Here is a 25,070-nt window from a genome sequence, read left to right as displayed (position 1 = left end):
GGTTCGCCCTTGGATCGGTGGAAGAGTCATCGGTGGAAGGATCAGGAGAACGCGGTGAACAGGCGGCGGCGCCGGGACGCGAGGTCGAGCCAAACCGCCAGGATGATGACGACCCAAGTGACCAACCATTGCGTGTAGTAGGGATATCCCAGCAGCAGCAGGCCGTTCTGGATGAAGCCCAGGATCATGACGCCGATCACGGTCTTCCAGATGCTGCCCGATCCTCCCAGCAGGCTGGTTCCGCCCAGGATGATGCCGGCCAGGACCAGCAGTTCATAGCCCTGCCCCACATTGTTCTGCGATCCCATCACGCGGGAGCCCAGGATCAGGGCCGCGCAGGCGGTCGCGAAGGCCGACAGCAGATAGGTGCTGAAGACCAGCCGCGAGCGCCGCAGCCCGGAGAAGACGGCCGCCGTGGGATTTCCGCCGACGACGAAGATCTTGCGGCCGTAGGATGTGTAGCGCATGACCAGATCGGCCACCAATGCTAGCCCCAGGAAGATCACCACCGGCACCGCGACGCCGAGGACGAACCCGCGCCCGAAGACCGCGAACCAGGTGTCGGCTTGGTTGGCGATATCGACATTCTGCCCGCCGGTATAGATCAGCGTGACGCCCTGGATGACCGAGAGCATGCCCAGCGTGACGATCAGGGAGTTCAACCGCAAATACCCGACCAGCAGGCCGTTGACGGCGCCCGCCAGCAGGACCGCGGCGAACATTCCGACGATCGCCAGTTCCGGTCCGACCTTGTCGTGCAGGTCGACCACGATGACGGTCGCGAAGGACAGCATCGATCCCACCGAGAGATCCAGATTGCCGCCGATGATGACGACGGTGACCCCGATGGCGATGACGCCGACGATCGAGGCTTGCCGGATCACCGTCATGATGTTGTCGGTCGACAGGAAACGGTCGGACAGAAGGGCAAACGCCGCGAGGAAGACGACGAAGGCCAACAGGATGCCCTGCTGCGTCAATACCCTTGCTATTCTCTCGCGGTCGAAAAGGCTTGTTGTCTTCTGTACGCTGACACCTTGTTGGGTTGCCATCGTCTTCCCCCCGCATTCGGGTTTTCCCTGCGCCGGGAGAGCGGATACCCGCGCTCCCGGCGTGGCGATTTCTTCGCCTGGACTTGCCTGGACTTGCGTGTGCCGACCTACGATCGAGGCTCGCTAGACCAGGATCATGCCGCCATCGATCATGATGATCTGGCCGGTCATGTAGTCGGATGCCGGAGAGGCGAGGAACGACGTAGTCCCGGTCAGGTCGTCCGGCAGTGCCGGCCGGCCAAGCAGAATGCCGGTCGAGAACTCCTCGATGGCCTGACCCGGCCGCTCGCTGGCGCCGATCTCCATCAGGTCCTTGTCGAGCTGCTTCCACAGCTCGGTCGCGACCACGCCGGGGGCGAAGCCGTTGACCGTGATCTTGTGCTTGGCGAGCGCGCGGGCGGCCGATTGGGTCAGCGAAAGAACCGCGAATTTGGACGCGCAGTAGGGGGCGACGTTGTCGAAGCCCTGGCGGCTGGCGATGGACGCGGTATTGACGATCTTGCCGCCCTTGCCCTGCGCGATCATCTGGCGGGCCGCCTCCTGGGTGCCGATCAGCACACCCAGCCCGTTGATCTTCATAATGAAGTTCCAGTTGTCCTCAGTCACGTCCATGAAGTTCATCGGCTTGTTGACGCCGGCATTGTTGAACATCACGTCGAGCGAGCCGAATTCCTCCACCGTGCGCTCGACCGCCCCGCGCACCTCGGCGCGGTCGGTGACATCCATCCGGATGCCGATGGCGCGGCCGCCGTCGGCGTGCCGGTTCGCCTGCTCGGCAGTTTCGGTGACGCTCGCGTCCAGGTCGGCGAAGACCACGTTGGCGCCGTCGCGAAGCAGGGCTTCGCCGATCGCCCGGCCGATCCCCTTGGCGGATCCTGTGACGATACATGTGCGGTTCGACATCGTGCCCATGGGCTGCTCCTGATTTTGGCCTGATTTTGAATGTGGTGAGGGTTGGAAGCCGCCCGGCTGGGCAGCTCCCCCGCGTGATTTCAGTAGTCGTGGCTGTCTGTTGCGGCCTGTCGGCCGGTCGGATCAGAACACCGGCTTATCGAACTGGGCGACGGAGTCTTTGGTGATCTTGGGTGTGTCAAAGTAATTGAACTTCGGAACTTCCTCGCCTTTGACAACGGCGACAGCGGTATTCAAGGCATTGCGGGCATCCTCGACCGGGGACTGATAGACCGATCCGTAATATTCGCCCCGCTCCATCGCTTCGTAACCGACCGCGAAATTGGTGGCGCCGATGAAAGCGATGTCCTTGCGTCCGGCGGCCTTCGCGGCGTTCAGCGCGCCGACGCCCATATTGTCGTCGCCGGCATAGACACCGTCGATCCGGTCGTATTTGGTCAGGAAGTTCTCCATGACCCGCTGGGCCTTCTCGCGGTTCCAGTCGGCCGGCTGGGTTTCCATCAGCTCGACATCGGGGCAAGCCTCCGCCAGCCGCTCCTCGAAACCTTGTGCGCGCTCCATGGCGGTGGTGTAGCCCGGCTGACCGGCGATCTGCACGATCTGGCCCTTGCCATCCAGCGCTTCGCACATCATTTCCGCCGCGTGGCGGCCCTGGGCGATATTGTCGGGACCGGAGAATGCCGCGATGAACTCGTTGCCCGCTTCGGCGATCTTGGAATTGGTCACCACGACCGGGATGCCGGCGCGATCGGCCTGACGGATTCCGGGGACCACGGCCTGGCCGTTGGTCGGCCAGATGATGATCACATCGACGCGTTGCTGGACCAGGTCCCGCAACTGGCCGATCTGGCGGGCGACATCGCCGCCAGCGTCGAGAACCACGGCCTCGACATCGGGATTGGCCTTCGCCGCTTCCAGAAATGCTTTTTCATAGGTTGTCTGATAACTGTCAACACCCACATTGTTTTGGGTAATGCCGATCCGTATGGTATCAGCGGAAACGAAGCCGGTGGAAGCAATTGTGATCGCCGCAGCAACGGCAAGTGTCTCGACCTTCATGACGTTTCTCCCAGGTTTATTTGGAGGCTGTCGCACTTGATTGGTATGGCTTCGCAGTGCTCTTTCCGGCCGACCGCCCCTTTCGATTTTCAATGCTAATCCCAGGCAGCATAAAAATGCGCCGGCTAATTTATCCATCTTGGACATCTTGTGGCCCACAAGCTGGAGAAAGCCATTTGATATCAATTCAATATGGATGAATTCAGGTGAACTGGAAGATTCGGCACCGGCGGCACGACGGCTGTTATGCTTGCCAAATCCGACGCGAGGCAGCACCGGACGGCCGACATCCAAACTGGACAGGACCATGTCGATACACGTGAAAAGGACCGCGCAAGGCGCAGGAGCGAAACCAGATTCCCTGTCGGAAGGGCCATACGGCACGAATGGCCATATCCCGCCCCCGCGTATCTCGAATTCGGAGCTGTCCCGGTTCGTGGAGTTCATCGAGCGTCTGGAGGATGAGACAGAACAGGCGCTGGCGATGCGCGGCGGCTATCGGGAAGTCCGCATGATGGTGCATTTGATGCGCAACCACTTGGCGGGCCGCCTGACGACCCCGTCCTCGCTGGCCGCAGCATCCGGCCTGACCTACGGAACGGCATCGCGCGCCGTCACCAGCGTCATCGAGCGCGGGCTGGTGATCAAGCGGCCCCGCACGAAAGCCGGCAGGGCCTACTCGCTCCATCCGTCGACCGAACTGATCCGGGAATGGGAGGAATATGCGCGGCGCATCAAGACGCTGCTGGGGTCCGTGTTCGGCATGGACACGCGGCCGGGACACGGCAATGACTATTTCTTCGGCGCCTCCTACATGTCGGCGCGGATCATCCCGCCGCCGGCCGTCCTGGAGAAGAAGCTGAACCTGCAGGGGGACCTTCGCATCCTGGTCCATGCGGACCCCACCTTCATGGCGATGAACACGCTGAAGAAGCAGTTCGAGATGATCTTCGGCGTCGGGATCGGCAGCCGGGCGCTCACGATCGACCGGCTGCGCGAAGAGATCCACAGGAATGCCGCAGCACCGAATTCACGTTACGATATCATCGCGTGCGACCTGCCCTGGTTCGGCGAACTGGCATCTCAGGGAATGTTGTTGCCGCTCAACGATCTGCTGGCCCGGGACCGACACGACATCTCCGATTTCCATCCCGAAGCGGTGGCCAGCACCCGCTATCACGGCGGGCAGTTCGGCATTCCCGTCCAGACCACGCCCGAACTGATGTGCTATCGCGAGGACCTGCTCGAGGAAGCCGGCATCCCGGCGCCGCTCACCGCCGCCGACACATTGGAGGCGGCTCGCCAGTTGCATGCACCGGGCCGCAACTTCAGCGGTATCGCCTGGAATGCGGCCCGTGGAACACCGGTCGGCCATTCGTTCATCATGATCATGGCGGCCTTCGGCCAGCCCGTCATCAACCTGCGCAGGGCAGGCGACGGCTTCGACGGCGAGACTGTCGAAGGCGGGAACTTCAAGCCGATGTTCCTGTCCGACGCGGCGCGGGAAACGGCGGAATACCTGCGCGCCCTGCTGGATTATTCACCACCGAACATCCTCAACATGTCCTGGTATGAACGGGCGCAATGCTACGCCCAGGGCAAGGTCGCCATGGCCTATTGCTACTCCCTCCTGGCGCCGCTGTTCGAACTCAATCCTTCCTCCCCCGCTCGTGGGAACACCGGCTACCTGCCCCATCCGCCCGGCCCGGCCGGCCACCCCGTGGCGCCGCTTGGCGGCTATGCGCTGGCGATCCCGGCCAATCTGGCGCCGGAGCGGATCGAGCCCTCCTGGGCCGCGTTGCGCACCCTCACCTCCCCCAGCGCCACCAAGCTGTACCTGATGAACGGCAGCGTCGTCAGCCCAAGGTTCAGTGTCAGCAGCGACCCTCAGGTTTCGGCCATCTCGCCCATCATTCCGGCCATCGACCAGATGGCACGCACGGGCCTGCTGCAGATGTGGCCTCGCCCACCGATAGCCGAGCTACCCCGAATCGTCTCCATTGCCGGCGAGGAGATCCACGATATGCTGACAGGCGCGAAGACGATCGCGGCAGCGTTGGAATCCGCGCAGGCCCGTGTCGATGCCATGATGCGGGCAAACGGCCGTTACTGAAAACCGTTCGTGGTGGATAAGCTTCGAATATTCCGGCGGAATCCGCCCTCCGATTTCGGGTTCTTCCGCACCCCCGGTTCACACGCTAGAGAATACAAATCGACCACGGCATCGCTGTGTTTTCTACCGACGTCGTTCAGCAATCTGAGGTGGCTTCTGTGCGCGCCTGGGCCGGCCCGGTCGCCATCGAACGCGGCGGGCGGTCCCGTCAGGCCGGCTGCTCCTCACGTATCAGCCCCTGTTCCCGGGCACGGTCCAGCAGGTTCTTCACCGACGAGCGGCTCCAGCGCAGGCCGCCGCGCGGCGTGCGCTGCCCCATCGCCTGCATCCGGCGCGCGATGCCGTCGAGCGTGATGCCGGGCTCGGACCGCGCCAGGCCCGCCACCATCAGGACCAGGTCGTCGCTGTCGACGCGCTTGGGCGCCGGGTCGAGGACGTCCCGGCGGATCAGTCCGGCCGCGGCCAGCCGCCGTACGGCACGAATCAGGCTGTTGGGCGTCCACGGCTTGCCGTCCCAGGGCCGGCTCCTGCCCGCCCCCTTCAGCGCACGCACCACCCGGTCCCACGGCGCCGTCGGGCGCAACGCCTCCACGGTGGGCAGGAAGTCCTGGGCGTACAGGATGACGAGGTCATCGCGGGCGCTGGCGCGGCCCCGGCGCGCCTTTTCGAGCGCCGCCGGGTCCCGTCGGCGCAGCCCGGGATTGCCGGGAGCCTTGCCCCGGGCCACGGCGGCCCGGAGCCCGGCGACCGAGCGCTCGCGGATCAGGGCGCGTTCCAGCTCGGCCGCCGCTCCCAGCACCTGCAGGGCGAACCGGCCCTGCGGGCTGGTGGTATCGATCGGGTCGCCGAGCGACTTGAAGGCGACGCCGCGCCGCTCCAGGCCATCGATCACCTCGAGCAGGTGGAACAGCGAGCGCGCCAGGCGGTCGATCCGGGCGACCACCAGGGTGTCGCCCTTCCTCAGGCTGGCGAGCGCCTTGGCAAGCACCGGCCGGTCGCGGTCGCCGCCCGAGGCGTGCTCCTCGAAGATGGTCGAGCAGCCCGCCTGCCGGAGGGCGAGCAATTGCGAGTCCGTGGACTGGTCCTCGGTGGAGACGCGGGCGTAGGCGATGAGGGCCATCGGAGACCTCTCCTGCGGGTTCTACGTGGCGGGGCGGGCGCCCCGCCGCCTTTGTACAGAATATCAGTCGCTCTTATCCACCCGGATGAATGTGGAGGCATGTTCCGGCTGCCGCCGCCGTCCCGTGGGCATGCCCGCAGCGCGCGACGAAAGCCCTGGCGTCCCCGGAGGTGCCCGGGGCGGTCACGTCGGCCCGCGGGACCGGGCGAAAACCGCCGGAGGCCGACGGGCGACGGCTTCCAACCCGACCCACTCTTGTCTGAACGGATCCACCCGACGGCGACACCGGCTGTCACCGCAGAGTAGTTGATGCGAAAAGTTGGTCAGGGATTCCGCGGTGGTTAGTCCCTTTCCTCAGAGAGGTTCATGAGAAAAGGAGAGTTATTCTGGTGAAAAGCTGAGGGTGGATTGAGTGAAAAGTGCTGGACATCCACGCAGTGACAAGCCGCTGACGGGCGTACCGGACGAGGTCTGGGAGGCTGCCCGGGACCGTGAGCGTGTGATCCGGCAGCTTGTTCTGGAGCCGCCTGTTTACGGCACCCGCAGCGAGGTGATGACGACGGCCGCGGCTGATCTTGGCCTCAGCCCGCACCATCTCTATCGTCTGCTCAAAGCCTACGGGACCGATCCCCGAACCCGCTCCCTGCTGCCGAAGACCCCTGGCCCGCAGGCTGGGCAGCGACGCCTCGACCGCCGTGTCGAAGCGATCATCGAGGAGGAGATCCAGACCCAGTACCTGAGGCTTTTGAAACCGAAGAAGTCCAAGTTGATGAAGGGCATCCATGCCCGATGCACGGCGGAGGGATTGCCGAAGCCGGCGCGGGAGACCGTCGAGGGTCGGCTGACGGCGATCAGCAAGCGGGAACAGACCAGGCGTCGCCACGGCCGCAAGAGAGCGCGGGACGACTTCGCCCCGATCTGCGGCTCGCTGGAGGCCGAACGCTCCCTGGAGATCGTCCAGATCGACCATACTCCGACCGACATCATGGCTGTCGAACCTGATACGCTGGAGGTCATCGGGCGGCCCTTCATCACCTTGGCGATCGACATTCGAACCCGCATGTACTGCGGCTTCTACCTGACCTTCGATCCTCCCGGCGCATCCAGTGTGGCGGCATGCGTCGCCCACGCGGTGATGGACAAGAACGACTGGCTGGTGGCGCGCGGCCTTCCGCCCCGTTGGCCGGTCGCCGGGCTGTGCGAGATCATCCACGTCGATAACGGTAAGGAGTTTCACTCCAAGGCGTTCACCCGGGCCTGCGAAGATTACGGCATCGAGGTGCGGTACCGGCCGCCGGCGACACCGCACATGGGCGGGCATGTCGAACGCCGCATCGGCCATCTTATGCAGGAACTGCACCTGCTGCCCGGCACCACCTTCTCCAACATCAAGGAGCGGGGCGTCTACGATCCGGCCGGAAATGCCTGCCTGACCATCGCCGAGATCGAGTGGCTGGTAGCCAGCATCATCCTTGAACACCACGCGTCCTTCCATGAGGGCATCGGCACGTCACCCAACGCCAGATGGGCGGCCGACACCGAGGGTCGGACCTTCCGGATGCCGGCCGACCTCCGGACGTTCCACCGCGATTTTCTACCGTTCGAGGATCGCGCGGTACAGCGTGACGGCGTCCATCTGTTCAACATCTCTTACTGGCACGACGCCCTGACGCCCTTTCTCCACGACAAGCGGAAGGTCACAGTCCACTACGATCCGGCCAACCTGTCCAAGGTCTTCATACGGGGAATGTCGGGCGAGTACCTGGAGGTCCCATATCGCAACCTGCGCCGCCCGGCGATTTCCAAGTGGGAGCTGAGAGCAGCTGCCCGTGCGTTGCGCCGTCAGGGGCAGGCCGGCGTCGACGAAGCCATGATTTTCGACATGGTGCTGGCCCGGCGCAAGCTGGTGGAGGAGGCCAGCGGGCGCAGCCGGCGGGCTCGGCTGGAACGGGCGCGCGGCGCACGACCGGGATCGGGGCCGACTCTGCCGGCAGCCGAGCCCACACGAACGATCGACGCGGATTTTCAGGTCGTGCCCGATGGTGACGACGTCCCGCTTGAACTGCCCTACTACGAAACCGAGGACTGGGATGACTGAAGTCTACGGGCATCTGGGAAAGTCGGCGCTGGAGGTGATCGCCTTGCCCCCCGAGGAACGCATCGCCCGGACTCAGGCCCGTCGCTTCACCGAGTACCCGCGCTGCCGCGTGGTGCTCGATCTGCTTGGCGACCAGTTCAACCAACCGAACGGCGTGATCAAACCCAACCTGCTGGTCTGGGGCGAGTCCGGGCAGGGCAAGTCGACGATCATGGAAAAGCACCTGCGGGACCACCCGGCGGTGTTCGACAAGCGAGCCGGTGTCCGGCGCGTGGCGGTGGTCGGTCTGGAGATGCCGCCGATGTGCGATGTCCGCTGGTTCTACATCAAGCTGCTCGGCGCCATTGACGCGCCGGTCGGGGAAACCCGCAGCAGCATCCCGCTCATGGCGGACCGGGTGGTCGCCCTCTACCGCCTGGTGGGCGTCCGCCAGATCCTGATCGACGAGGCGCACAACATGCTGATGGGTAGCGTCCGGCAGCAGCGCGTGATGCTGGCGGTGATCCGGAACCTGTCCAACGAACTGGGCATTCCGCTCGTGCTGTTCGGCATCCAGGACGCCCGCGAAGCCCTGATGCACGACCGCCAACTGACGCGGCGTTTCCGCTTCGTCGAACTGCCGATGTGGGGAGCCGGTGATGAGTTCCAGGCTCTGGTCGGCAGCATCCTGCGGTCCCTGCCGTTGCGCCGCCCCTCGCCTCTGACAGCACGGGCTCTCAAGGCTCTGCTGGCCCACAGCGGCGGTGGGACCGCCAAGCTGTTCGAAACGTTCATCGACCTTGGCATCGACGCCATCCGCTCCAGTGAAGAGCGAATCACGCCCGAGATGATCAAGGATTACGTCAGCCTGCCGGTTCCAGCATGACGGGAAGGACGCTCTTCTCTACGGTGCCGGCGTTGCCGGTCGTGCCGTTGCCGGTCCCGGGGGAGGCGCTGGGCAGCTGGATCGCGGCCATTGCGCAGACCTACGGGTTGACCATGCGGGAGTATTTCGGGCGTTTGGAGATCCCGCGCCGGTGGGTCTCGCCGCTGATCGAGCGGGACTTGGTGATCCGGCCGTTGCCGTCCATGATCAAGCGGCTTCAGGCCGACACCGGAATCGCCAAAGACGTGTTGCTCGGCATGACCTTCGCCGGTCTTGATCAGGATCTGGAGGATGCCTGCCAACGCCATCGTGTTCCCTGTTCAGCCTGTGCGAATGAAGCCTCACGCCGGGCTGGGCGGCCGGTTGGCCTGCTTCACGCACGGGCCGTCTGGCGTGTGGTCTGTCCGGACCACCCCCCATGCCTCAAACCAGTGGAGGTGGGGGCTGACGTTCCCCTGGCGCCTTTCTACGGCCAAGTGCGGGAAATCATCACGTTTCTCGACCGTGCTGCCTTCGATCCGACGGCCTTTGCGAGCATCGTTGGCAAACGTCTGGCTCCCGCCATCACCGTTGGCGCTTTCGTGCGTTTCGTCCATCTGCTGAATGCCTATCTCAGCGTCCGTGTCGCCGAGTTTGATGCGCTGCGCGATCAGGCTGGGTTCCGCATCGTGCGTGCGTTCGCCCGGAATGGGGACGGTGAACCGCTGCCTCTGCCACCGGACGCGCGGAACGATCCGGCCGTTTCCCTGGTTCTGGCGTGGCACCTCGTCGCAAATCCGCTCCACACGCTCCTTGCCGGTCTGCACACCATCAACCCGGTCGACCAGAAAACCGCGCAGGATGCTGAGCAATTCACAGCCCTGATCCACCTGCTTCTTGAATTCTGGCCGGGGGAGATGCTGGCCCAACTGTTAACGGGGAAGGCCCTGTCGCGTCGGGACTGGGGAAGCGATGGCGTCCGCTCCGCACTCGCCATTGCCCTGACCAAGCATTGGAGCAACGATCCAAGCCACGCGGAGCGACTGGCCGAGGCGCATTGGAATCACGCTGCCTGGACCGGCATCCTGTTTTCCGCCGCGATCAGGAAACGCCATCCTCAACGTATGTCCCAGTTCCCAATTGCCGGGCCGTTTCGCTACCGGCATGTGGCCGCCGGCACGAAAGCCGCGGGATTGATCGGACAAGCGCGCCGGGACGCATGGCGACGCCGCACCTGGAGCACACGGGCCGGCTTGTGGCGGTTCATGGCGAAACCGGATCCAACGCCAGGAAGGCGAGCGCCAGAGAGAACGGCTTCGGTGGAAGACCATATCGCCCAGTCCGTTCGGCTTGCCTTGGAGGCCCACGGGCCCCTACCCACCAAAAGACTCCGTGCCCGCCAACGGCGTGCGCTGCTTCGCAAACTCTCGGCAACGGCGATCAAAGGTCTGAACCAGGGGCATGGCGGGACATAACCGCTGGCAGCGCCTGGGTCTCTCTCAGCGACCGCGGTATGGAGCGCTGAGGGCTTCCCGCCCGGCAACGGGTCAGCCCTGCGTCACGCTGGATTTGAGCGATCTGGGCGGGCGGCCGCGCCGGCGGGGAGCCTCTGGTGCGGGAAGCGGCCGGTCTTCAAGAAGGCCCTGTGCGACCGCCTGGCCCAGCAGATTCTGCACCGACGACACCGACCAGCGGGTTTCGCCGCGCGGCGTGCGGCAGTGAAGTCCCTCGAGATGGCGGGCGATGTTGGCCAGGGTTGGTGGCTTCAGCGTCCTGACCGCCATGGCGACCAGTGTTACCAGGTCGTCGGTGTCGCGGCGGCGCGGGGTACGTTCCAGAACGCTCGCGTCCACGAAGCCATCGCGGACCAGTCGGCGCACCGCACGCCCCAGGGCCGGACCGGTCCAGCGACCACCATCCGGGCGGCGCGCCCCTGCCCTGTCGAGGCTGCGGGCCACGGTTTCCCAGGGATAGGCCGGGCGCATTTCCCGGACGTGGTGCAGGATGTCATCGGCGACCCGCAGCACGTCAGCGTCGCGCCGGGCCTCGCGAGCGCTATGAACAGCACGCACGGCCGCGTCTGAGCGAAGCCGGAGGCCTGGGTTGCCGCCAATACGGCCGCGCTCGCGGGCCGCCTTCAGGCCGGCCTTCGTGCGTTCCCGGATCAGGGCGCGCTCGAACTCGGCGACGGCGCCGAGGATCTGCAAGGTGAAGCGGCCTTGCGGGCTGGTGGTGTCGATCGGGTCGCCGAGCGAACGGAACCCCGCCCCCCGGGCATCGAGCGTCTCGATGATCTCGAGCAGGTGGGCGAGCGAGCGGGCCAGCCGGTCGATGCGGACCACGACCAGGACATCGCCTCCAGCGCAGCGCTCGATGGCGCGCTTCAGCTCCGGGCGCGCGCGGTCGCCGCCAGAGCCGTGTTCGCGGTGGATGGCGGCGCAACCTGCAGCCTTCAGGGCGTCGATCTGCGGATCGGTCGTTTGCTCGTCGGTGGATACGCGGGCGTAACCGATCAGCGCCATGATGGAAGTCTCCGGTGATGGGAGCTTTTCGAACCGGAAAAGCCCCCTGTCAGGCTATTTTACCAAACTGGCAGCCGCCAGCAACCGGTCGTTTGGTAAAATACGTAAGTGCCCTGGCGGTGGTGAGGGCGGCTGCGCTCCGTGCTGCCGGTTGGGATTGCCGATTGGAACGAGATGAACCGCGAGGGCGTTTCGGCGTCCGGACGCGGCGGGATGTCGGGCAACGGTCAGGTCCCTGACCGGGCCGCGTCCCGAACCTCTCTTCTTGAAAAAAGCTTGTTTTTCAACAACGTGCGGTGATGCCCCACATCCGGATGGCGAGCTTTTAGCATGAACGGCCTGAAGATTTCGCATGATCCGGGCTTCAAAATGGGACGTGACAGGGTGCTCAACCCACCAGAATCAGGCTTTTCACACGAACTACCCGACAACGACACCGGCGGACGCAGGCATCACAGGAGACGGCAGTCGGCGCGATGGTACCGCGAACGGTTGACGGCGGAACACGGCTGTTCTAAGGGATAAGCAGGATAGCCTTAAACGCGGAGCCGAGGGAGAGTCCATGGCGGGGCGGACCATTCCCGACGGGAGCGTTGCCGCGCGACGCCGCATGATCCCGGTCTCATGCTAGGCGACCGCGCAAGCTTGCTGGCCCTGGAGCGCACCGCAGCCGCGCTCGGCCGGCTCGACAGCGCCGTCACCGGCCACCCGCTGGCGCCGGCATGGCGGCATCGAACCCGCCTCGCCTCGGCATGCCGGCATGCGGCCACCGATGGACACAGCGTCGACCCGCACCGCCTGGGTGCCATGATCGAGGGCCTGCGGCTGACCGTGGATCGCCGCCAGTCGCTGGTCGACCGTTCGATCGAGATGGCGGGATACCTGCTGGCCTGCCGGCATCACCGCCTGATGGCCGTGGCGGCGGACTCCGCCGGGCCGCCGGCCGAGAATCCCGACAGCGAGCGGACCGAACTGGAGGCGGCGGTCGGGACGGCGCTGGCGCACCTGCGTTCCGGACCGGCCGACAGCCCGGTGCTGTCGACGGCCGCCGCCGGCCTGATGACCTGGCTGGAGCGATCCGACGACCGCGGCGCGATCCGGGCGGCGATCCCCCGGCTGCTGGTCGAACGCGGGCTGATGCGGTCCCTTTGTCCCAACCTGACCGGCGATGCCGCGCTGCGCGACGGCCGAGCCACCGCCGGTCGGCGGCTCGTCGCGATCCTCGACGCCCTGGCGGAAGAGGCGGACGAGGGTGTCCGTCTGCTGGGGACGATGGAGAGAGCGTGGCTGAACGCCCTTGACGCCCTGGAGCGGCGGGCCGGTCTGCCGGGGCCGGCCGGACAGGGCCGGCGCCGGGCCGTCCGTTCCGACTCTCCCCTGCCCCGCACCGTCACCCTGCTGGCGTCCGCGCCGACCCTTGGACCGGCCCAGCTGGCGCGGGTGCTCGGCCGCAGCATCCCGGCCGCGACGACGGCGCTGAACGAGTTGGTCGGTCTCGGCGTCGCGGTCGAGCTGACCGGCCGGCGGACCCATCGCCTGTACGGCCTGCCCGACCTGGCCCCGCTCCGCTTGGCCACTGCCGGGCCTCGCCGCCCGCAGGCCGGCATGATCGGCCGGCCGCCGCTCCGGGACGAGCCGGAGTCCGATCGGGACCTGGAGGAGCCGGTGCGGCCGGTGCTCGAAATCTCCGCCCTGCCCCACCGTCATCAGCCTGACATGCCGGTCGATCTGGATGCGCTGCTGGCGGACACCGACCGGGCGATCGCGCGGACCAAGCGCACGTTGGCGGGACTGGCCGGGAGCCGGCCCCCTTCCTGAACGCTGTCGGCATGATTCGTATGCCGACGGGACGCGAGCGACCCAGCCAGCGGAATCGCCATACCCGGATCGATCGGGGCCGGCCGTGGTGATAGGCTGTTTCCCACGGCAACAACATCCACGGCGGGTAACAGGAATGTCGAAGGTGCACTGCGTCCGCACGATCCGCATCGCGAAACGGCCCAACCTCATCTGGGTCGAGATCGAGACGGACGAGGGCCTGACCGGTCTCGGCGAAAGCTTCCGCGGCGCCCAAGCCGTGGAGGCGGTGATCCACGAGCAGGTCGCCCCCTGGCTGGTCGGCCGCGATTCCCGCCGCATCGAAGCGGTATCGCGCCATCTGATGACGCCCTACCTGGGGTTCCACAGCACCGGGGCCGAGATGCGCGCGGCCAGCGCCATCGATCTCGCCCTGTGGGATCTGGCGGGAAAGCGTCATGGAATTCCGGTGCACGAGGCTTTGGGCGGGGCGGTCCGGACGGAGATCCGCGCCTATAACACCTGCGCCGGCTATGCCTACAACAGCGGCGGTGTCGCGCGGCGCGCCATCCACGCCGCGGACGCCCCTGCCGGCCCCTATGACGATCAGATCGCCTTCATGCGCGACGCCGGCGGGCTTGCGGAAAGCCTCCTGGCGGAGGGATTCACGGCCATGAAGATCTGGCCGCTCGACATCTACGCCGATGCTTCGGGCGGCCAGATGATCGGCTTGGCCGACCTGAAGGCCGGGATCGAGCCGTTCCGCAGGGTTCGTACCGCGGTTGGCGACCGGATCGACATCATGTGCGAGTTGCACAGCCTGTGGAGTGCCGGCGCCGCCCTCCGGATCTGCCAGGCGCTGGAAGAGTTCGACGTCTTCTGGGTCGAGGACCCTATCGCCAAGATGAGCGACGCGAGGGCCCTGGCCGACCTGCGCCGCCGGACGCGGGTGCCGGTCTGCGGCAGCGAGACGCTGGGCGGTGCCGTCTCGTTCCGGGGCATGCTGGAGGCCGACGCGGTCGACGTGGTCATGCTCGATCTCGCCTGGTGCGGCGGGTTGACGGAGGGGCGCAAGATCGCGGCCCTGGCCGAGGCCTACGCCAAGCCGCTGGCGCCCCACGACTGCACCGGGCCGGTGACCCTGATGGCGGGCCTTCATCTGGGCCTGCATGCCCCGACCGCGATCTTCCAGGAGGTCGTGAGGGCGACCCTGGCCACGTGGTACCGGGATCTTGTCACCGACCTTCCGGTGATCATGAACGGCATGGTGCAAGCGCCCACCGGGCCGGGCCTGGGCACCGCCCTCCTGCCGGAAGTGCGCGGACGCGGGGATGCGGTGATCCGCGAGACCGGCAAAGCCCGGCGCCCCGGCTGACGGGACGGCCCCGCCCCGCGTCCCCGGCCCGGGCGCCCGGCGATCCGGGCCGGGGTCCAGCAGGGGTCAGGCAGCCTTGGTCCGCTTCAGGCAGGAATAGAGGGCGGATTCGAAGTCCACATACCCGCTGAACGACACGGGGTCGCCGAAGGGCAGGATCTGCGTCGCCCAGAACCCGCCATAGCCGTTCTTCCGGTCGATGAAGTAGAACAGGTTGGCCAGCCCCGCCCATCCGAGGGATCCGGCAGGCCTTCCGGTAGGGGCCTCCTCGTCGTTGACCATGAAGGTGAATGACCAGGATTTCGACAGGCCGGGGAAGAACTCCGCGTCGTTGGACAGCGACGGGATCACGCCGGGAAGCATGGAGACCTTCATGTCGCCGAGATGGTTCTTCTCGGCCATGGCCACGGTTTCGGGTTTGAGGACGCGCCCGTGCTCCCCCTGCCCGTCATTGAGCCACATGCGTATGAACCGCATGTAGTCGCCGACCGTCCCGTAGAGGCCATGGCCGCCCATGTGGACCTCCGGATTTGCAGGCAGCTCGAAATCCATCGGCGCCAGGGAGCCGTCCGGGTTGCGCGCATGCATCCCGGCGAGTCTGCGCCGAAGCCCGTCATCGAGCTCGAACGTCATGTCGCGTATGCCGAGCGGCTCGAAGATGCGCGTCCTGAAGACTTCTCCCAGCCTCCGTCCGGTGATGCCCTCGACGACTTGCCCGCACCAGTCGATGTTGCTTCCGTATTCCCACTTCTCGCCCGGATCGAACAGCAGGGGGGTCATCAGCGCGCGCCTGGACGCGGTGATGACGCTTGGCTGCCCTTTCTCCTGCGCCAGGCGATGATAGGTCCGGTTGAAGAAGTCGTAGCCGAAGCCGGCGGTGTGCAGCATCAGCATGCGCGTGGTGACGTCGCGCTTCGGCGCCCGCAGCCTCGGCTCCCCGGTCTCGCCGAAGCCCTCGATGACCTTCAGCTCGCCGATCCCGGGCGCGTAGTTCCTGGCCGGCGCATCGAGGTCGAGCCTGCCCTCCTCGACGAGTTGGAGCACCGCGGTTCCGGTTACCGCCTTGGTCGTCGAGAAGAGCGCGAAGACGGTATCGGTCGTCATGTCTTCGCCGCCGCCGAGCCGGCGGGTGCCGGCGGCCCCCTCGTAGATGTTCCGGTCGCAGTCGGTGATCATCGCGACGACGCCGGGAACGCGCGGTTCCGAACCGACCACGCCCTTCAGCACGGCGTCCTCAGCAGCTTTCAGCTCCGTAAGCATCATTCTTCCTCCCGATGATGAACCATTACTGATCCGTCGACGTCAGCAAAGTCGCGGTCCGGTCACCCCCTATCGCATCTCGAAGCCCTGGTAATCGCCGGCTGCCACCTCGTCGCATTTCCTGCGATAGGTGCCGACCCCGCCGGTGTAGGAGAGGACTCGCCGCGGCTTGCCCGGAACGTTCGAGCCCAGATACCAGGAGTCCGTCCTGGAGATCAGGTTCGCGGCGGCGGTCTCGTCATGATGCGCGACCCAGCGCTCCTCCATCTCGGCAGTGGGCTCGACGACCGTCCGGTTCCGGTTGCGCATGTACCGGATGCAGTCGCTGATCCATTCGGCCTGCTGCTGCAGGCAGGTCGTCATGTTGCACAGGGCGGCCGATGGGGCGAGCGGGACGGCCGTCGTGAAAAGGTTCGGGTAGCCATGCACCTGGAGGCCCATGGTGGTGCGGATGTCCCTTCCCCAGTCCTCCCGGAGCGAGCGCCCTCCCCAGCCGCGGATATCGATCCGGGTCAGGGCTCCGGTCCCCGCGTCGAACCCCGTCGCCAGGATGATGATATCCAACTCATGAAGCGTGCCGTCGGCGGTCCTGATGCCTTCCTGGGTCACGCACTTGATCGGGTTGTCGGCGACGCCGACGGCCTCGACGTTCGGGCGGTGGTAGACTTCGAGATAACCGGTCTCCAGCGGGACGCGGTGCGTTCCGAAGCCGTAGCCGGTCGGAACCAGGAGATCGCAGAGCTTGGGGTCCTTCAGCCGTGCCCTCATCTTCCCGCGCACGAACTCCGAGACCTCCTCGCTGACCGCTTCGTCGAAGAACATCTCCGCGAACGAGGCGAGCCAGAGCTTCAGCGAGCCGTTCTCGTAGATCTCTTCCAGCACCTCCAGGCGCTGGGCCGGCGCCAAGTCCGCCCATCTGTGCTGGAAATCGTACTCGAAGCCGGTGAAGGTGTGGGGAAGCGTCGCCTTCAGTTCGTCGAAACGCGCCTTGTAGGCATCCACGTCGGCGGGACCGTATCGCAGGTTCTTCATGGGCAGGACGTACTGGGGCGTCCGCACGAAAACCTTCAGATGCCCGACCTCCGCGGCGATGGTCTGGATGACCTGGATACCGGTTGCCCCGACGCCCACGACACCGACGCGCTTGCCGGCGAACTCGACCGGCTCGCGGGGCCACCGCGCGGTGTGGAAGATCCGCCCCTCGAAGCTGTCCCGGCCGGGGAATGGATCGCTCAGCGGAGCCGAGAGCATGCCGCAGCAGGTGATCAGGAATTGGGTGTCGATGGTCTCACCGCGGCTGGTCGTGACCATCCAGCGGGCGGCGTCCTCGTCATAACGGGCACTCGTGATGGCCGTCCCGAACTGGATATCCCTGCGGAGGTCGAGGCGGTCGGCGACGTAGTGCATCCACCGCTCGATCTCCGGCTGGCCGGGAAACCGTTCGCTCCAGCTCCAGCCCTTGTAAAGCTCCTCCGAGAAGAGATACTGGTAGATATAGGCCTCGGAGTCGAAACGTGCCCCCGGATAGCGGTTCCAGTACCATGTGCCGCCGACATCCGACGCGCTGTCATAGGCCCTGACCCTAAGGCCCTGGCTCCTGAGCAGGTGCAGCTGGTAGAGCCCCGCGACGCCGGCGCCGATGATCAGCGCGTCGAGTTTCCCCTGGGGCGGCTTGCGCCCAGTCGGCCCCAAACCCCTGGTGTCCGTGTCCATTAGGTCGTCTCCTCCAGTGTCGTTCGGTCGGGCCGCCGTTCCGGTCGGCCGAGGCGCGGAGACGCGCCGCACCTTCCCGGGATCCGGGCGGTCGGCACCGCACCCGCGCAGGATAGCGGCACCGCCGTCGGGCTGTACTGAACGATTCCGGAGATCCACCGGGCGATCGCGTCGGAAGCAGCATCGTTTCCGGGACGATCCCGATCCGGGATGCAGCACGGCTCCTTGCGGGGGAGGGCAGGGCCGGGCGATCATCGGAAGAGACCCCGGCGGATCTGCTTGAGGAGCGGGCACTCTCCGTTTACCCGGTAAACGGGATCGCGGCGGGCGGGGACGATAGGCAAGCTCCACCGTTTACCGGGTAAACGGGACACACCGGCGAGGCAACCGCGTCGCCGCCGCGTCATGCTGCTGTTCTTGACTTGCGGTTTCCTATAAGACCGTCGGGATTACCAATCACCAGGGGGTGGCCATGGTGGACGATGCGGTCATGATGAAGAAACCCAGGTCGAAGAAAATCAGTGGAACGCCGGCACCGGACGGTGCGGTCGCGGAACCGGCCAAGCTTCCGCGGAAGCTGCTCATTTCCGGAAGCAAGGGCGGCATCGGCAAGACAGGATGCAGCCGCATCGTCGGGGTCGCCGCGAGCCTGGACGGACTGCGGGTGGCGCTCGTCGATACCGACGACCAGAGAAGCCTTGCCGCCTGGCATACCCTGCGGGACGAATCCGGCTACGAGAGCCTTGCGAAGCTCGATTGCTTCCCGATGGACATCACGACCGCTCCCGAGGAGATCGAGAAGCTGACCGGCTACGACCTCGTCGTGATCGACACGCCCAACGCCGTCCAGGCCTACCGGGACGCGGTGATCCGCCTGATCGGACTGGCGGACTTCGTCCTCCTGCCGACGGGAATGACCTTCGACGACCGCCGCTCCGCCATACCCTGGATGGGCGTGATGAAGCACTACGGCAAGGAGGCCGCGTTCGTCATGAACCGCGTGAAGCGGGGGACGGTGGCATTTCGCGACGCCAAGAAGCTGCTCCTGAAGGAGGGCCGTCTCTGCCCGGTGGACATTCCCGATCTCGAACACATCCACTCCTTCGCCGACCAGGGCCTATCCGCGGTCGACATCGACAATGCCAAAGGCCGCGACGACTGCATCGGGCTGTGGCACTTCGTCCGTAACGAAATGAGGCTGTGATGGTCAGTCTTACCCAGGCGAAGAAGAAGGCCGCCGTCGCCGACACCCGGGCGCTGTCCTTCATCGGCGATCCGGAGGAGACCCGCTCCGTGCCGGCCGCGCCGGATGCCGGCCTCGACCGCATCGTCGATCCCGAGGATGTCGACGCGTTCCGGGAGCATCTCGACCGCCTCTGGCGCGAAACCCGTCAGCGCGTGCTGGCGATCGGCCGCAACCTGTTGAACGCCCTGGAGAAGCTGGAGGACCAGCCGGGGCGTTTCGAGCGGCTGATCGAGGGGCTGCCGTTCTCGCGCCCGATCGCCAGCCAGATGATCGCCATCGCCAAGGCGGTGGAGGAGCGGAAGCTGGTCGAGGAGGAGATCCCGCCGTCCTATTCCGTTGCCTACCAGCTGACTACCCTGTCCGACGAGGAGATCAAGCGCGCCCGCCAGTCCGGCCTCGTGCGGCCGGACATCGGGCGCAAGGACATCATCGAGTTCAAGCGCTCGCTGCGCGCCGCCAAGCCCCGCCAGGGCACCCTCGACCTGCGCCGGCTGAAGGCCCAGCGCGACCGTCTCCGCCGCGCCCTGGCCGAGGTCGAGGACAGCATCCGCCTCCTGGAGGGCGGCGGGGTCCAGGGCACTGCGCACCGCGGAGCCGACATCGTCGGCGACTGAGTGGTCCGGCAGCCGCTCGCCGGACGGCTCCGATGCCGTATCCGGCGGCGGACCGGCGGCTTCGGCGGGAGAGGGCAGGGGACTACCGGCGATCCTGCCGGGCCACTTGCCCTCTGCCACCAGCCGGGCCTTGATCTCCTCGAAGCGCGCGATCTCGGCCTGTCGTTCCGCCCTCCGGCGGTCCTCCAGGGCGGCGCGGTCCTCCGCCGAAAGCGGTCTCGGCGGTTCCAGCAGGGGAGGCATTTCCAGGCAGCGCTTCAGGCGGTCCCGCTGCTGCCGGGCTTCCCGGACCAGCGACTCGCACAGGGTCCGGAACTCCCCCGGATGGGGAGCCCGGCGGTTGTTCGGATCGCGCCGCCAGCTGCGACAGGCTTCCTGGACCGCCCAGAGCGGGTATTCCTCGACATCCTCGCCCCATTCCGCGGCGATATCCTCTTCCATCTCGGGAGGCCTGTCGGCTTGCCTGTATCTGGACAGCAGGACGGCGATGGCCCGCATGGCCCTGCCGTTCTCGTCCCAGTCCTGCGGACGCAGGTAGTCGTCGAACCCGGCCAGTATCCGCCGTGCCGCCTTGACTTGGCAGGCGGACAGGGGAGCGGGGTGCCACGGCTTCTCGGCAGTCCCCACGAAATCGGGCCGGCAGGCTGCCGTGTCGTCGCCGGGATCAGGCGTGGTGAGCGTAACGCGCTCGGCGTTCAGCAGCCGCGCGAGCCCAGGCGTCAAATCGGGCTTGGCCGGCAGGCCCCTGTGCCGCGCCGCCTCGGGGGAATCCGGAGCGTGGGGCAGGGCGTCGGGGGTCGCGGGTAGCGTCGGGGCACGCATGCGTCTTCCTTTCGGTGAGCAGCCAGCGGCGGAACAGGCGTGAAGGGTCGGTGAGCGGCCTGCCGCCGTGATGGAGGATGAATTTGCGGGTGACCAGGGCGACGTCTTCCGGCGTGAGGTCGCTCCGGTGGTCGTGGGCGAATACCAGGTCGGACGGGTCGGGTGTCCAATCGTCGCCGAGGATCGTCGGTTCTGCCGCGACCGTCCTGCCGGTTCCGGAATTCCCCGCCTCCCGCGCGCCAGCGCATCCAGGAGGAGAGGTTTGTTGTTCAAGGTGTTCTGTGTCGCGCTGGACGACAGCAGCCTCCGCCGGCAGATCCTTCGAAGGCGAAGGGCCCGCCATTTCGGGCTCGTTGTCCAGGTCGTCGGAAAAGATCCGGAACAGGGCTTCATGCCCCGCGAGACGGTAGGTGCAGGTGCGGATCCTCGGGTTCGGATGCCGGCCCTTCGCGATCAACGCGAGGTCCACGAGCTTTGCCAGGATACGGTTGACGGTACTGCGGTCGAGCTTCGACTTGGCGGCGATCGTGGATTGCGAAGGCCAGCACAGGCCGTGCCGGTCGGCATGGGCGCAGAGGACGAACAGGACGGCCAGGTCGGCGGCGCCCAGGTCGGGGTGGTCCAGATAACGGGCCGGAACGAGCCCGATCCTCTGCCTGGAAAGGCATTCCATGCAGCAAATCCTTTCAAGTCTTCAATCGGGACGCCGGGCCGTCGTCATCCCGGCGCGATCCGTCCTGACCATGTCCCGTCCGGCGCTCGTTCAACTGCCGGGACCGGGCATGGAGGAGGACCGCATCCGGATGGCCCGCTCCCTCATGGGGTCTACCGACCGATTCACACGCTGATGTTCGGTTTTGCCCCGCCAATATGGCCCCCACCGCGTCATGATGACGGCCAAGGGTGGATAAAGGCGCCGGTGCGCCTGCCATCATGCCATCAGCGGTGTCAGGGTGACGGGTCGTGGGGCATGGTGGTGCGAGCTTCCGCCTGCCATCAACCCCCCCGTCGCGTCACCCTGCGACTCGCAACTCCGCATCGATCGGAATGGCCCTGGGCACTGGTTCATTGGGCTTGCCCGGGTCCGCGGGGTTCTCAACCAGGGCGCCATCATGCCCCCTGAGGCGTCAGGGTGACGTGACCGGGGGCATGATGGCGTCCAAAGCGCGCCCTTGGGCGGGAGTGACGTGTTTGGGGGCATGATGGCATCCGGCAGATCCCGGAGGATCAGCCATCATACCCTCGGATACGTCACCCTGACGTGCCCGGGGCGTCGGTGGCGTCGAAACCGTTGTGACACTTCAATGTCACCCTTTCGGTCGGCGCCCAAGGCCGCGAAGGGTTTGAGGATGACGCGGTGCGATCGACAATCCCGGACACCTACCGAATCGGCGTGCATGGGCGTTCAGCGCGGGCGCCATCATGGACCCGAATAGGTCATCGTGACGTGTAGGAGGCCGTGATGGCCTCGGTCCGGGATGACGCGGGGGTTTGGCGGGCCTCCAAGTCGCCCAGTTCGGCACTGCTGGCGCCTTTATGGCCCCCGACGCGTCATGTTGGGCAACCCCCCGCCTTTCGACGGGTTGTCAGGATGGCCCCGAACAGGTCACCATGACGTCCTGGGGGCCATCATGGAGCGGGGCCCGGGAGAGGTTCTCGTGCAGGATTTCGATACCGACAGTTTCGATGCCGCCCTTGGCGGCTGCGGCAGGGGCGCTACCGGTCCGGCCGGCGCCGGCAAGGTGCCGGAGGTCCTGCCGCCGGATCCGGCCTTGCGGACCAGCCCGCTGGCCGTGTCGAACTGGATCCACGGCGACCCCAGCTTCCTGAAGGTGCGGGAACTGATCGAGGTCGTGGATCCCGAACTGTCGGTCACCGACCGCAAGCTGCTCGACGCCATGCTGGCCCATGCCACCGATGCCGTGGTGAGCGTCGTCGCCAGCGGCAAGTCGTCTCCCGGCACCATGCTCTACTCCGCTCTCGCGACCGACATGAAGCGGGCGATGGGATGGGAAGGGCATAAGAGCAACAAGAGCCTGCTGGCGGCGGCCCGGAAGCTGCAGGGGTCGGTCATCACGATCGGCTATTTCGCGCCGGGCGACGATAATCTCCGCCACATGAACATCAGTCTCGTCACTCTGTCCGACGTGCCCGAGAACCAGGGCATCGTGTATTGGCGCTTCAGTCCCGAGCTGGAGAAGCTGATGTCCACGCGGGGCGAGCGGTTCCTGGTGCAGCTGAAGGTGCTGGCCAAGCTCACCTCCGGCTACAGCCACCGCCTCTACCAGCTCCTCTGCGCCAATGCCGACCGCGAGACCTTTTCCTGGACGGTGTCGGTGGGCGACCTGAGGCAGGTGCTGAACGCGGCCGCGGCGAGCTACGACTCCTGGGCGGCGTTCGAGCGTCGCGTGCTCAAGGTGGCCGTGGACGAGATCAACCGGTATGCCGCCTTCCGCGTCCGCTACGAGTTGATCGCGGACGAGCGGACGCGGCGGCGGACCCATGTGACCTTCGTGGTGGAGGGGCCGACCAGCGCGCTTCCGCCTGCCAAGATGGAGGCCGAGCCGCAGGACCTGCCGGGGCAGCTCACCCTCGACCTGCCGGCGGTCGATCCGGCTTGCGAGATCGATCCGGCAGCGTTGGCCCGCAGGCTGACGGCCCAGACCCGCGAGCGTCTGCGCGCCGACTACGGCCACGCGCCGATCGACGACCTGGTGGTGGCCTGGGCGGAATGGTGCGCCCGGCACGGCGTCAAGGTCGACCGGCCCGCCCGGGTGTTCGAGCGCTGGCTGACCACCATGTTCGGGGACCTGGTCCTGGCCGTGCAGCAGGGCCGTCCGGCGGACTGGACGGAAGCCCTGGGCCGCGACCTGGACCAGCCCAACTGCAGGGCCATGTTCTCGCTCAGCAACATGGTGGCCCAGCAGCGGCAGCGGTGGCTGAACCTGGCCCGGCGCAAGGCCGCCGACAAGTCTCCCCGGTCGAAGCTGCCGGGGACATCGGTCGAGGCGGTCCATTTCCACGAGTGGGTCCACCTCGTCCTCGACGAGTTCGCCATGGCCCATCCGGTCTGAGCCGCCAAGGCAGGGGAGAGGAGGGTGAGCGCCACCGTGTTGCCTGGAGATGCTCTGGTGCAGGGAGGCGGAGTTCGTCAGCTTGTCGATTGACGCCCCGGTGCAGGAGTCGCGAGCGGCTGCTGGCCGGCGACGTGGCGGCGAAGTTCCTGGCCGCCGTCCTGGACCAGCCGCGGGTCGAGGCGCTGTTGTCGGATGAGCACTTCTCAGTGGATGGCACGCTGATTGAGGCATGGGCCATCGTGAAGAGCTTCCGACCCAAAGACGGCAGCGGCGAACCGCCGGGGCGCAACGGCGAGCGCGACTTTCATGGAGAGAAGCGGTCCACCGAAACGCACGCCTCGACCAGCGATCCCGAGGCCCGGCTGTACCGCAAGGACAACGGGCACCCGGCGAAGCTGGTCTTCATGGGCCATGCGCTGAGAACCTGTTCGCAGACTGGGCGTGCCGCCCTGTGCTGACCGGAATGCTACCTTGAGCTGAAAGAGGGCTGACGCGCGGGAGGTTAACGGGCTATGTCGAGGGCCGTCGTTAACAGTCGCCGAGCCAGCAGGATATGGGTACCGCCGTCAGAACTGCCAAGACTTCGCCGGCCTCCAGGGACGCCTTTGCCGACGTCGATGCCTTCGTGGACGAGGTTCTGATTGAAGTCGCGGCCATGGAGACAGATGGCACGAAGCCGACACGCTCCGGGCCGAAGCCGGTGCTGACCGGAGTGGCACTACGCAAAGCGATCATGGCGATCTGGTGCCTGTGCTTCTGCGGCATGCAGTGGCGCGCCATCGGCCAGCTCTGCGATATCCCGTTCAGCACGCTGTTCACCCTGTTCTCTCGTTGGACCCGGCTCGGGCTACGGCGTCGGTTGCTCGACCGGCTGCGCCGCACTTGGCGGCTGGCCTGCGGTGATGCCGCGGAGCCGACCGCCGTGGTGATCGACAGCCGATCCTGCAGGTCGGCGCCGAGCTGCTTCGGCCGTGGCTTCGATGGCGGCAAGAAGATCAACGGCGTCAAAGTTCACCTGGGCGTCGATAAGTATGGCATCCCGCTGGCGATCGACGTCTCGCCAGCCAATGTGCATGATACGAAAGGTATCATGCCGGTGCTCCGCGAGCTCTCCGGCAAAGGCTTCCGGGGATCGGCGCTGGGCGACCTCGGCTACCGGGGCAAACGGCTGGCCAAGACAGGGCGGAAGCTCGGCATTACCGTCGAGCCCGTCGCTCGCGGCCGTGATGGCAAGTTCCTCCCGGCCGGGATCTGCTGGGTGGTGGAGCGCTCCTTCTCCTGGATTGCCAATTACCGGCGGTTGAACACGATCTTCGAGCGAACGAAGGAGCACCTCGTCGCCTTCGTCGAGATCGCCTTCGTTTCCATCCTCGCCAGGCGCCTGAAGCGCTTGGTGATCGAGGAGGTCACTGCCTGACATCTACGAACAGCTTCTCAACCAAATCG

The 25,070-nt window shown here is 66.3% G+C and carries 18 protein-coding genes and 1 pseudogene; 11 read left to right on the top strand and 8 right to left on the bottom strand.

Features of this window, described 5'->3' with window-relative positions:
* Window positions 1-41 precede the first annotated feature (41 nt).
* From JL101_RS32735 to JL101_RS32725, 3 genes are all read right to left on the bottom strand, one after another.
* Window positions 42-980, bottom strand: coding sequence for an ABC transporter permease (locus tag JL101_RS32735; RefSeq protein WP_203103399.1), 939 nt, complete (start codon window positions 978-980; stop codon window positions 42-44).
* A gap of 195 nt (window positions 981-1,175) precedes the next feature.
* Window positions 1,176-1,964: an SDR family oxidoreductase gene (locus JL101_RS32730; RefSeq protein WP_228435601.1), complete on the bottom strand. Its 789-nt coding sequence runs from the start codon at window positions 1,962-1,964 to the stop codon at window positions 1,176-1,178.
* A 123-nt stretch (window positions 1,965-2,087) separates the two neighbouring features.
* A complete protein-coding gene (locus tag JL101_RS32725) occupies window positions 2,088-3,023 on the bottom strand; it encodes a sugar ABC transporter substrate-binding protein (protein ID WP_228435636.1) in 936 nt (311 codons plus the stop codon).
* A gap of 436 nt (window positions 3,024-3,459) precedes the next feature.
* Here JL101_RS32725 and JL101_RS32720 point away from each other — a divergent pair, with 436 nt between their 5' ends.
* Entirely contained in the window at window positions 3,460-5,136 is a 1,677-nt protein-coding gene (locus JL101_RS32720) for an extracellular solute-binding protein (RefSeq protein ID WP_203103403.1), read from the top strand.
* Window positions 5,137-5,344: 208 nt separating this feature from the next.
* Here the strand turns inward: JL101_RS32720 and JL101_RS32715 are convergent, their stop codons facing one another.
* Window positions 5,345-6,256, bottom strand: a complete 912-nt coding sequence (locus JL101_RS32715) for a recombinase family protein (protein WP_203103405.1) — start codon at window positions 6,254-6,256, stop codon at window positions 5,345-5,347.
* Between the two features lie 499 nt (window positions 6,257-6,755).
* Here JL101_RS32715 and JL101_RS32710 point away from each other — a divergent pair, with 499 nt between their 5' ends.
* Genes JL101_RS32710 through JL101_RS32700 form a run of 3 tightly spaced genes read left to right on the top strand, consistent with a single transcriptional unit; the run spans window position 6,756 to window position 10,673 of the window.
* Window positions 6,756-8,354, top strand: a complete 1,599-nt coding sequence (locus tag JL101_RS32710) for a Mu transposase C-terminal domain-containing protein (RefSeq protein WP_203103407.1) — start codon at window positions 6,756-6,758, stop codon at window positions 8,352-8,354.
* Entirely contained in the window at window positions 8,347-9,219 is an 873-nt protein-coding gene (locus tag JL101_RS32705) for a TniB family NTP-binding protein (RefSeq protein ID WP_203103408.1), read from the top strand. Before JL101_RS32710 ends, JL101_RS32705 begins: the two co-directional genes overlap by 8 nt.
* Window positions 9,216-10,673, top strand: a complete 1,458-nt coding sequence (locus JL101_RS32700) for a TniQ family protein (protein ID WP_203103410.1) — start codon at window positions 9,216-9,218, stop codon at window positions 10,671-10,673. Before JL101_RS32705 ends, JL101_RS32700 begins: the two co-directional genes overlap by 4 nt.
* 72 nt (window positions 10,674-10,745) lie before the next feature.
* On the opposite strand, the gene JL101_RS32695 is transcribed toward JL101_RS32700, so the two are convergent.
* Window positions 10,746-11,720 carry a recombinase family protein gene (locus JL101_RS32695; RefSeq protein WP_203103412.1) on the bottom strand — a complete coding sequence of 325 codons (975 nt, stop codon included), beginning with the start codon at window positions 11,718-11,720 and terminating at the stop codon, window positions 10,746-10,748.
* A gap of 624 nt (window positions 11,721-12,344) precedes the next feature.
* On the opposite strand from JL101_RS32695, the gene JL101_RS32690 reads away from it, so the two are divergent.
* Together JL101_RS32690 and JL101_RS32685 are read left to right on the top strand one after the other, a co-directional pair.
* A complete protein-coding gene (locus JL101_RS32690; protein ID WP_203103414.1) occupies window positions 12,345-13,538 on the top strand; it encodes a hypothetical protein in 1,194 nt (397 codons plus the stop codon).
* Between the two features lie 136 nt (window positions 13,539-13,674).
* Window positions 13,675-14,892 (top strand): mandelate racemase/muconate lactonizing enzyme family protein, encoded by a 1,218-nt coding sequence (locus JL101_RS32685; protein WP_203103416.1) that lies wholly within the window; start codon window positions 13,675-13,677, stop codon window positions 14,890-14,892.
* Between the two features lie 66 nt (window positions 14,893-14,958).
* On the opposite strand, the gene JL101_RS32680 is transcribed toward JL101_RS32685, so the two are convergent.
* Both JL101_RS32680 and JL101_RS32675 read right to left on the bottom strand, forming a co-directional pair.
* The gene (locus JL101_RS32680) at window positions 14,959-16,152 is read right to left on the bottom strand and encodes a serine hydrolase domain-containing protein (protein ID WP_203103434.1); all 1,194 of its coding nucleotides are present in this window, start codon (window positions 16,150-16,152) and stop codon (window positions 14,959-14,961) included.
* Between the two features lie 69 nt (window positions 16,153-16,221).
* Entirely contained in the window at window positions 16,222-17,865 is a 1,644-nt protein-coding gene (locus JL101_RS32675) for a flavin-containing monooxygenase (RefSeq protein WP_203103418.1), read from the bottom strand.
* A gap of 472 nt (window positions 17,866-18,337) precedes the next feature.
* Between JL101_RS32675 and JL101_RS32670 the strand changes: the two genes are divergently transcribed.
* Window positions 18,338-19,069: a ParA family protein gene (locus tag JL101_RS32670; RefSeq protein WP_203103420.1), complete on the top strand. Its 732-nt coding sequence runs from the start codon at window positions 18,338-18,340 to the stop codon at window positions 19,067-19,069.
* A complete protein-coding gene (locus JL101_RS32665; RefSeq protein ID WP_203103422.1) occupies window positions 19,069-19,725 on the top strand; it encodes a hypothetical protein in 657 nt (218 codons plus the stop codon). The genes JL101_RS32670 and JL101_RS32665 overlap by 1 nt, the downstream gene beginning before the upstream one ends.
* Before the next feature lie 664 nt (window positions 19,726-20,389).
* Here JL101_RS32665 and JL101_RS32660 read toward each other — a convergent pair.
* Window positions 20,390-21,220, bottom strand: a complete 831-nt coding sequence (locus tag JL101_RS32660; protein ID WP_203103424.1) for a helix-turn-helix domain-containing protein — start codon at window positions 21,218-21,220, stop codon at window positions 20,390-20,392.
* 985 nt (window positions 21,221-22,205) lie between these two features.
* On the opposite strand from JL101_RS32660, the gene JL101_RS32655 reads away from it, so the two are divergent.
* From JL101_RS32655 to JL101_RS32645, 3 genes and pseudogenes are all read left to right on the top strand, one after another.
* On the top strand, window positions 22,206-23,621 hold the full coding sequence (locus JL101_RS32655) for a replication initiation protein (RefSeq protein ID WP_203103426.1): 1,416 nt from the start codon (window positions 22,206-22,208) through the stop codon (window positions 23,619-23,621).
* A 104-nt stretch (window positions 23,622-23,725) separates the two neighbouring features.
* Window positions 23,726-24,043, top strand: a pseudogene (locus JL101_RS32650) (IS5/IS1182 family transposase); the annotation flags it as partial.
* Window positions 24,044-24,177: 134 nt separating this feature from the next.
* On the top strand, window positions 24,178-25,041 hold the full coding sequence (locus JL101_RS32645) for an IS5 family transposase (protein WP_228435600.1): 864 nt from the start codon (window positions 24,178-24,180) through the stop codon (window positions 25,039-25,041).
* Window positions 25,042-25,070 lie beyond the last annotated feature (29 nt).

The sequence above is a fragment of the Skermanella rosea genome (assembly GCF_016806835.2).
GTDB lineage: Bacteria > Pseudomonadota > Alphaproteobacteria > Azospirillales > Azospirillaceae > Skermanella > Skermanella rosea.
This window is presented reverse-complemented; position numbering and strand designations above follow the sequence as displayed.

Excerpts from the sequence above, each read along its gene's own strand:
- JL101_RS32690 (WP_203103414.1), top strand. The coding sequence starts at position 12,345 with ATGCTAGGCGACCGCGCAAGCTTGCTGGCCCTGGAGCGCACCGCAGCC.
- JL101_RS32665 (WP_203103422.1), top strand. The coding sequence starts at position 19,069 with ATGGTCAGTCTTACCCAGGCGAAGAAGAAGGCCGCCGTCGCCGACACC.
- JL101_RS32715 (WP_203103405.1), bottom strand. The coding sequence starts at position 6,256 with ATGGCCCTCATCGCCTACGCCCGCGTCTCCACCGAGGACCAGTCCACG.
- JL101_RS32645 (WP_228435600.1), top strand. The coding sequence starts at position 24,178 with ATGGGTACCGCCGTCAGAACTGCCAAGACTTCGCCGGCCTCCAGGGAC.
- JL101_RS32675 (WP_203103418.1), bottom strand. The coding sequence starts at position 17,865 with ATGGACACGGACACCAGGGGTTTGGGGCCGACTGGGCGCAAGCCGCCC.
- JL101_RS32705 (WP_203103408.1), top strand. The coding sequence starts at position 8,347 with ATGACTGAAGTCTACGGGCATCTGGGAAAGTCGGCGCTGGAGGTGATC.
- JL101_RS32680 (WP_203103434.1), bottom strand. The coding sequence starts at position 16,152 with ATGCTTACGGAGCTGAAAGCTGCTGAGGACGCCGTGCTGAAGGGCGTG.
- JL101_RS32700 (WP_203103410.1), top strand. The coding sequence starts at position 9,216 with ATGACGGGAAGGACGCTCTTCTCTACGGTGCCGGCGTTGCCGGTCGTG.
- JL101_RS32725 (WP_228435636.1), bottom strand. The coding sequence starts at position 3,023 with ATGAAGGTCGAGACACTTGCCGTTGCTGCGGCGATCACAATTGCTTCC.
- JL101_RS32660 (WP_203103424.1), bottom strand. The coding sequence starts at position 21,220 with ATGGAATGCCTTTCCAGGCAGAGGATCGGGCTCGTTCCGGCCCGTTAT.
- JL101_RS32685 (WP_203103416.1), top strand. The coding sequence starts at position 13,675 with ATGTCGAAGGTGCACTGCGTCCGCACGATCCGCATCGCGAAACGGCCC.
- JL101_RS32695 (WP_203103412.1), bottom strand. The coding sequence starts at position 11,720 with ATGGCGCTGATCGGTTACGCCCGCGTATCCACCGACGAGCAAACGACC.
- JL101_RS32670 (WP_203103420.1), top strand. The coding sequence starts at position 18,338 with ATGGTGGACGATGCGGTCATGATGAAGAAACCCAGGTCGAAGAAAATC.
- JL101_RS32730 (WP_228435601.1), bottom strand. The coding sequence starts at position 1,964 with ATGGGCACGATGTCGAACCGCACATGTATCGTCACAGGATCCGCCAAG.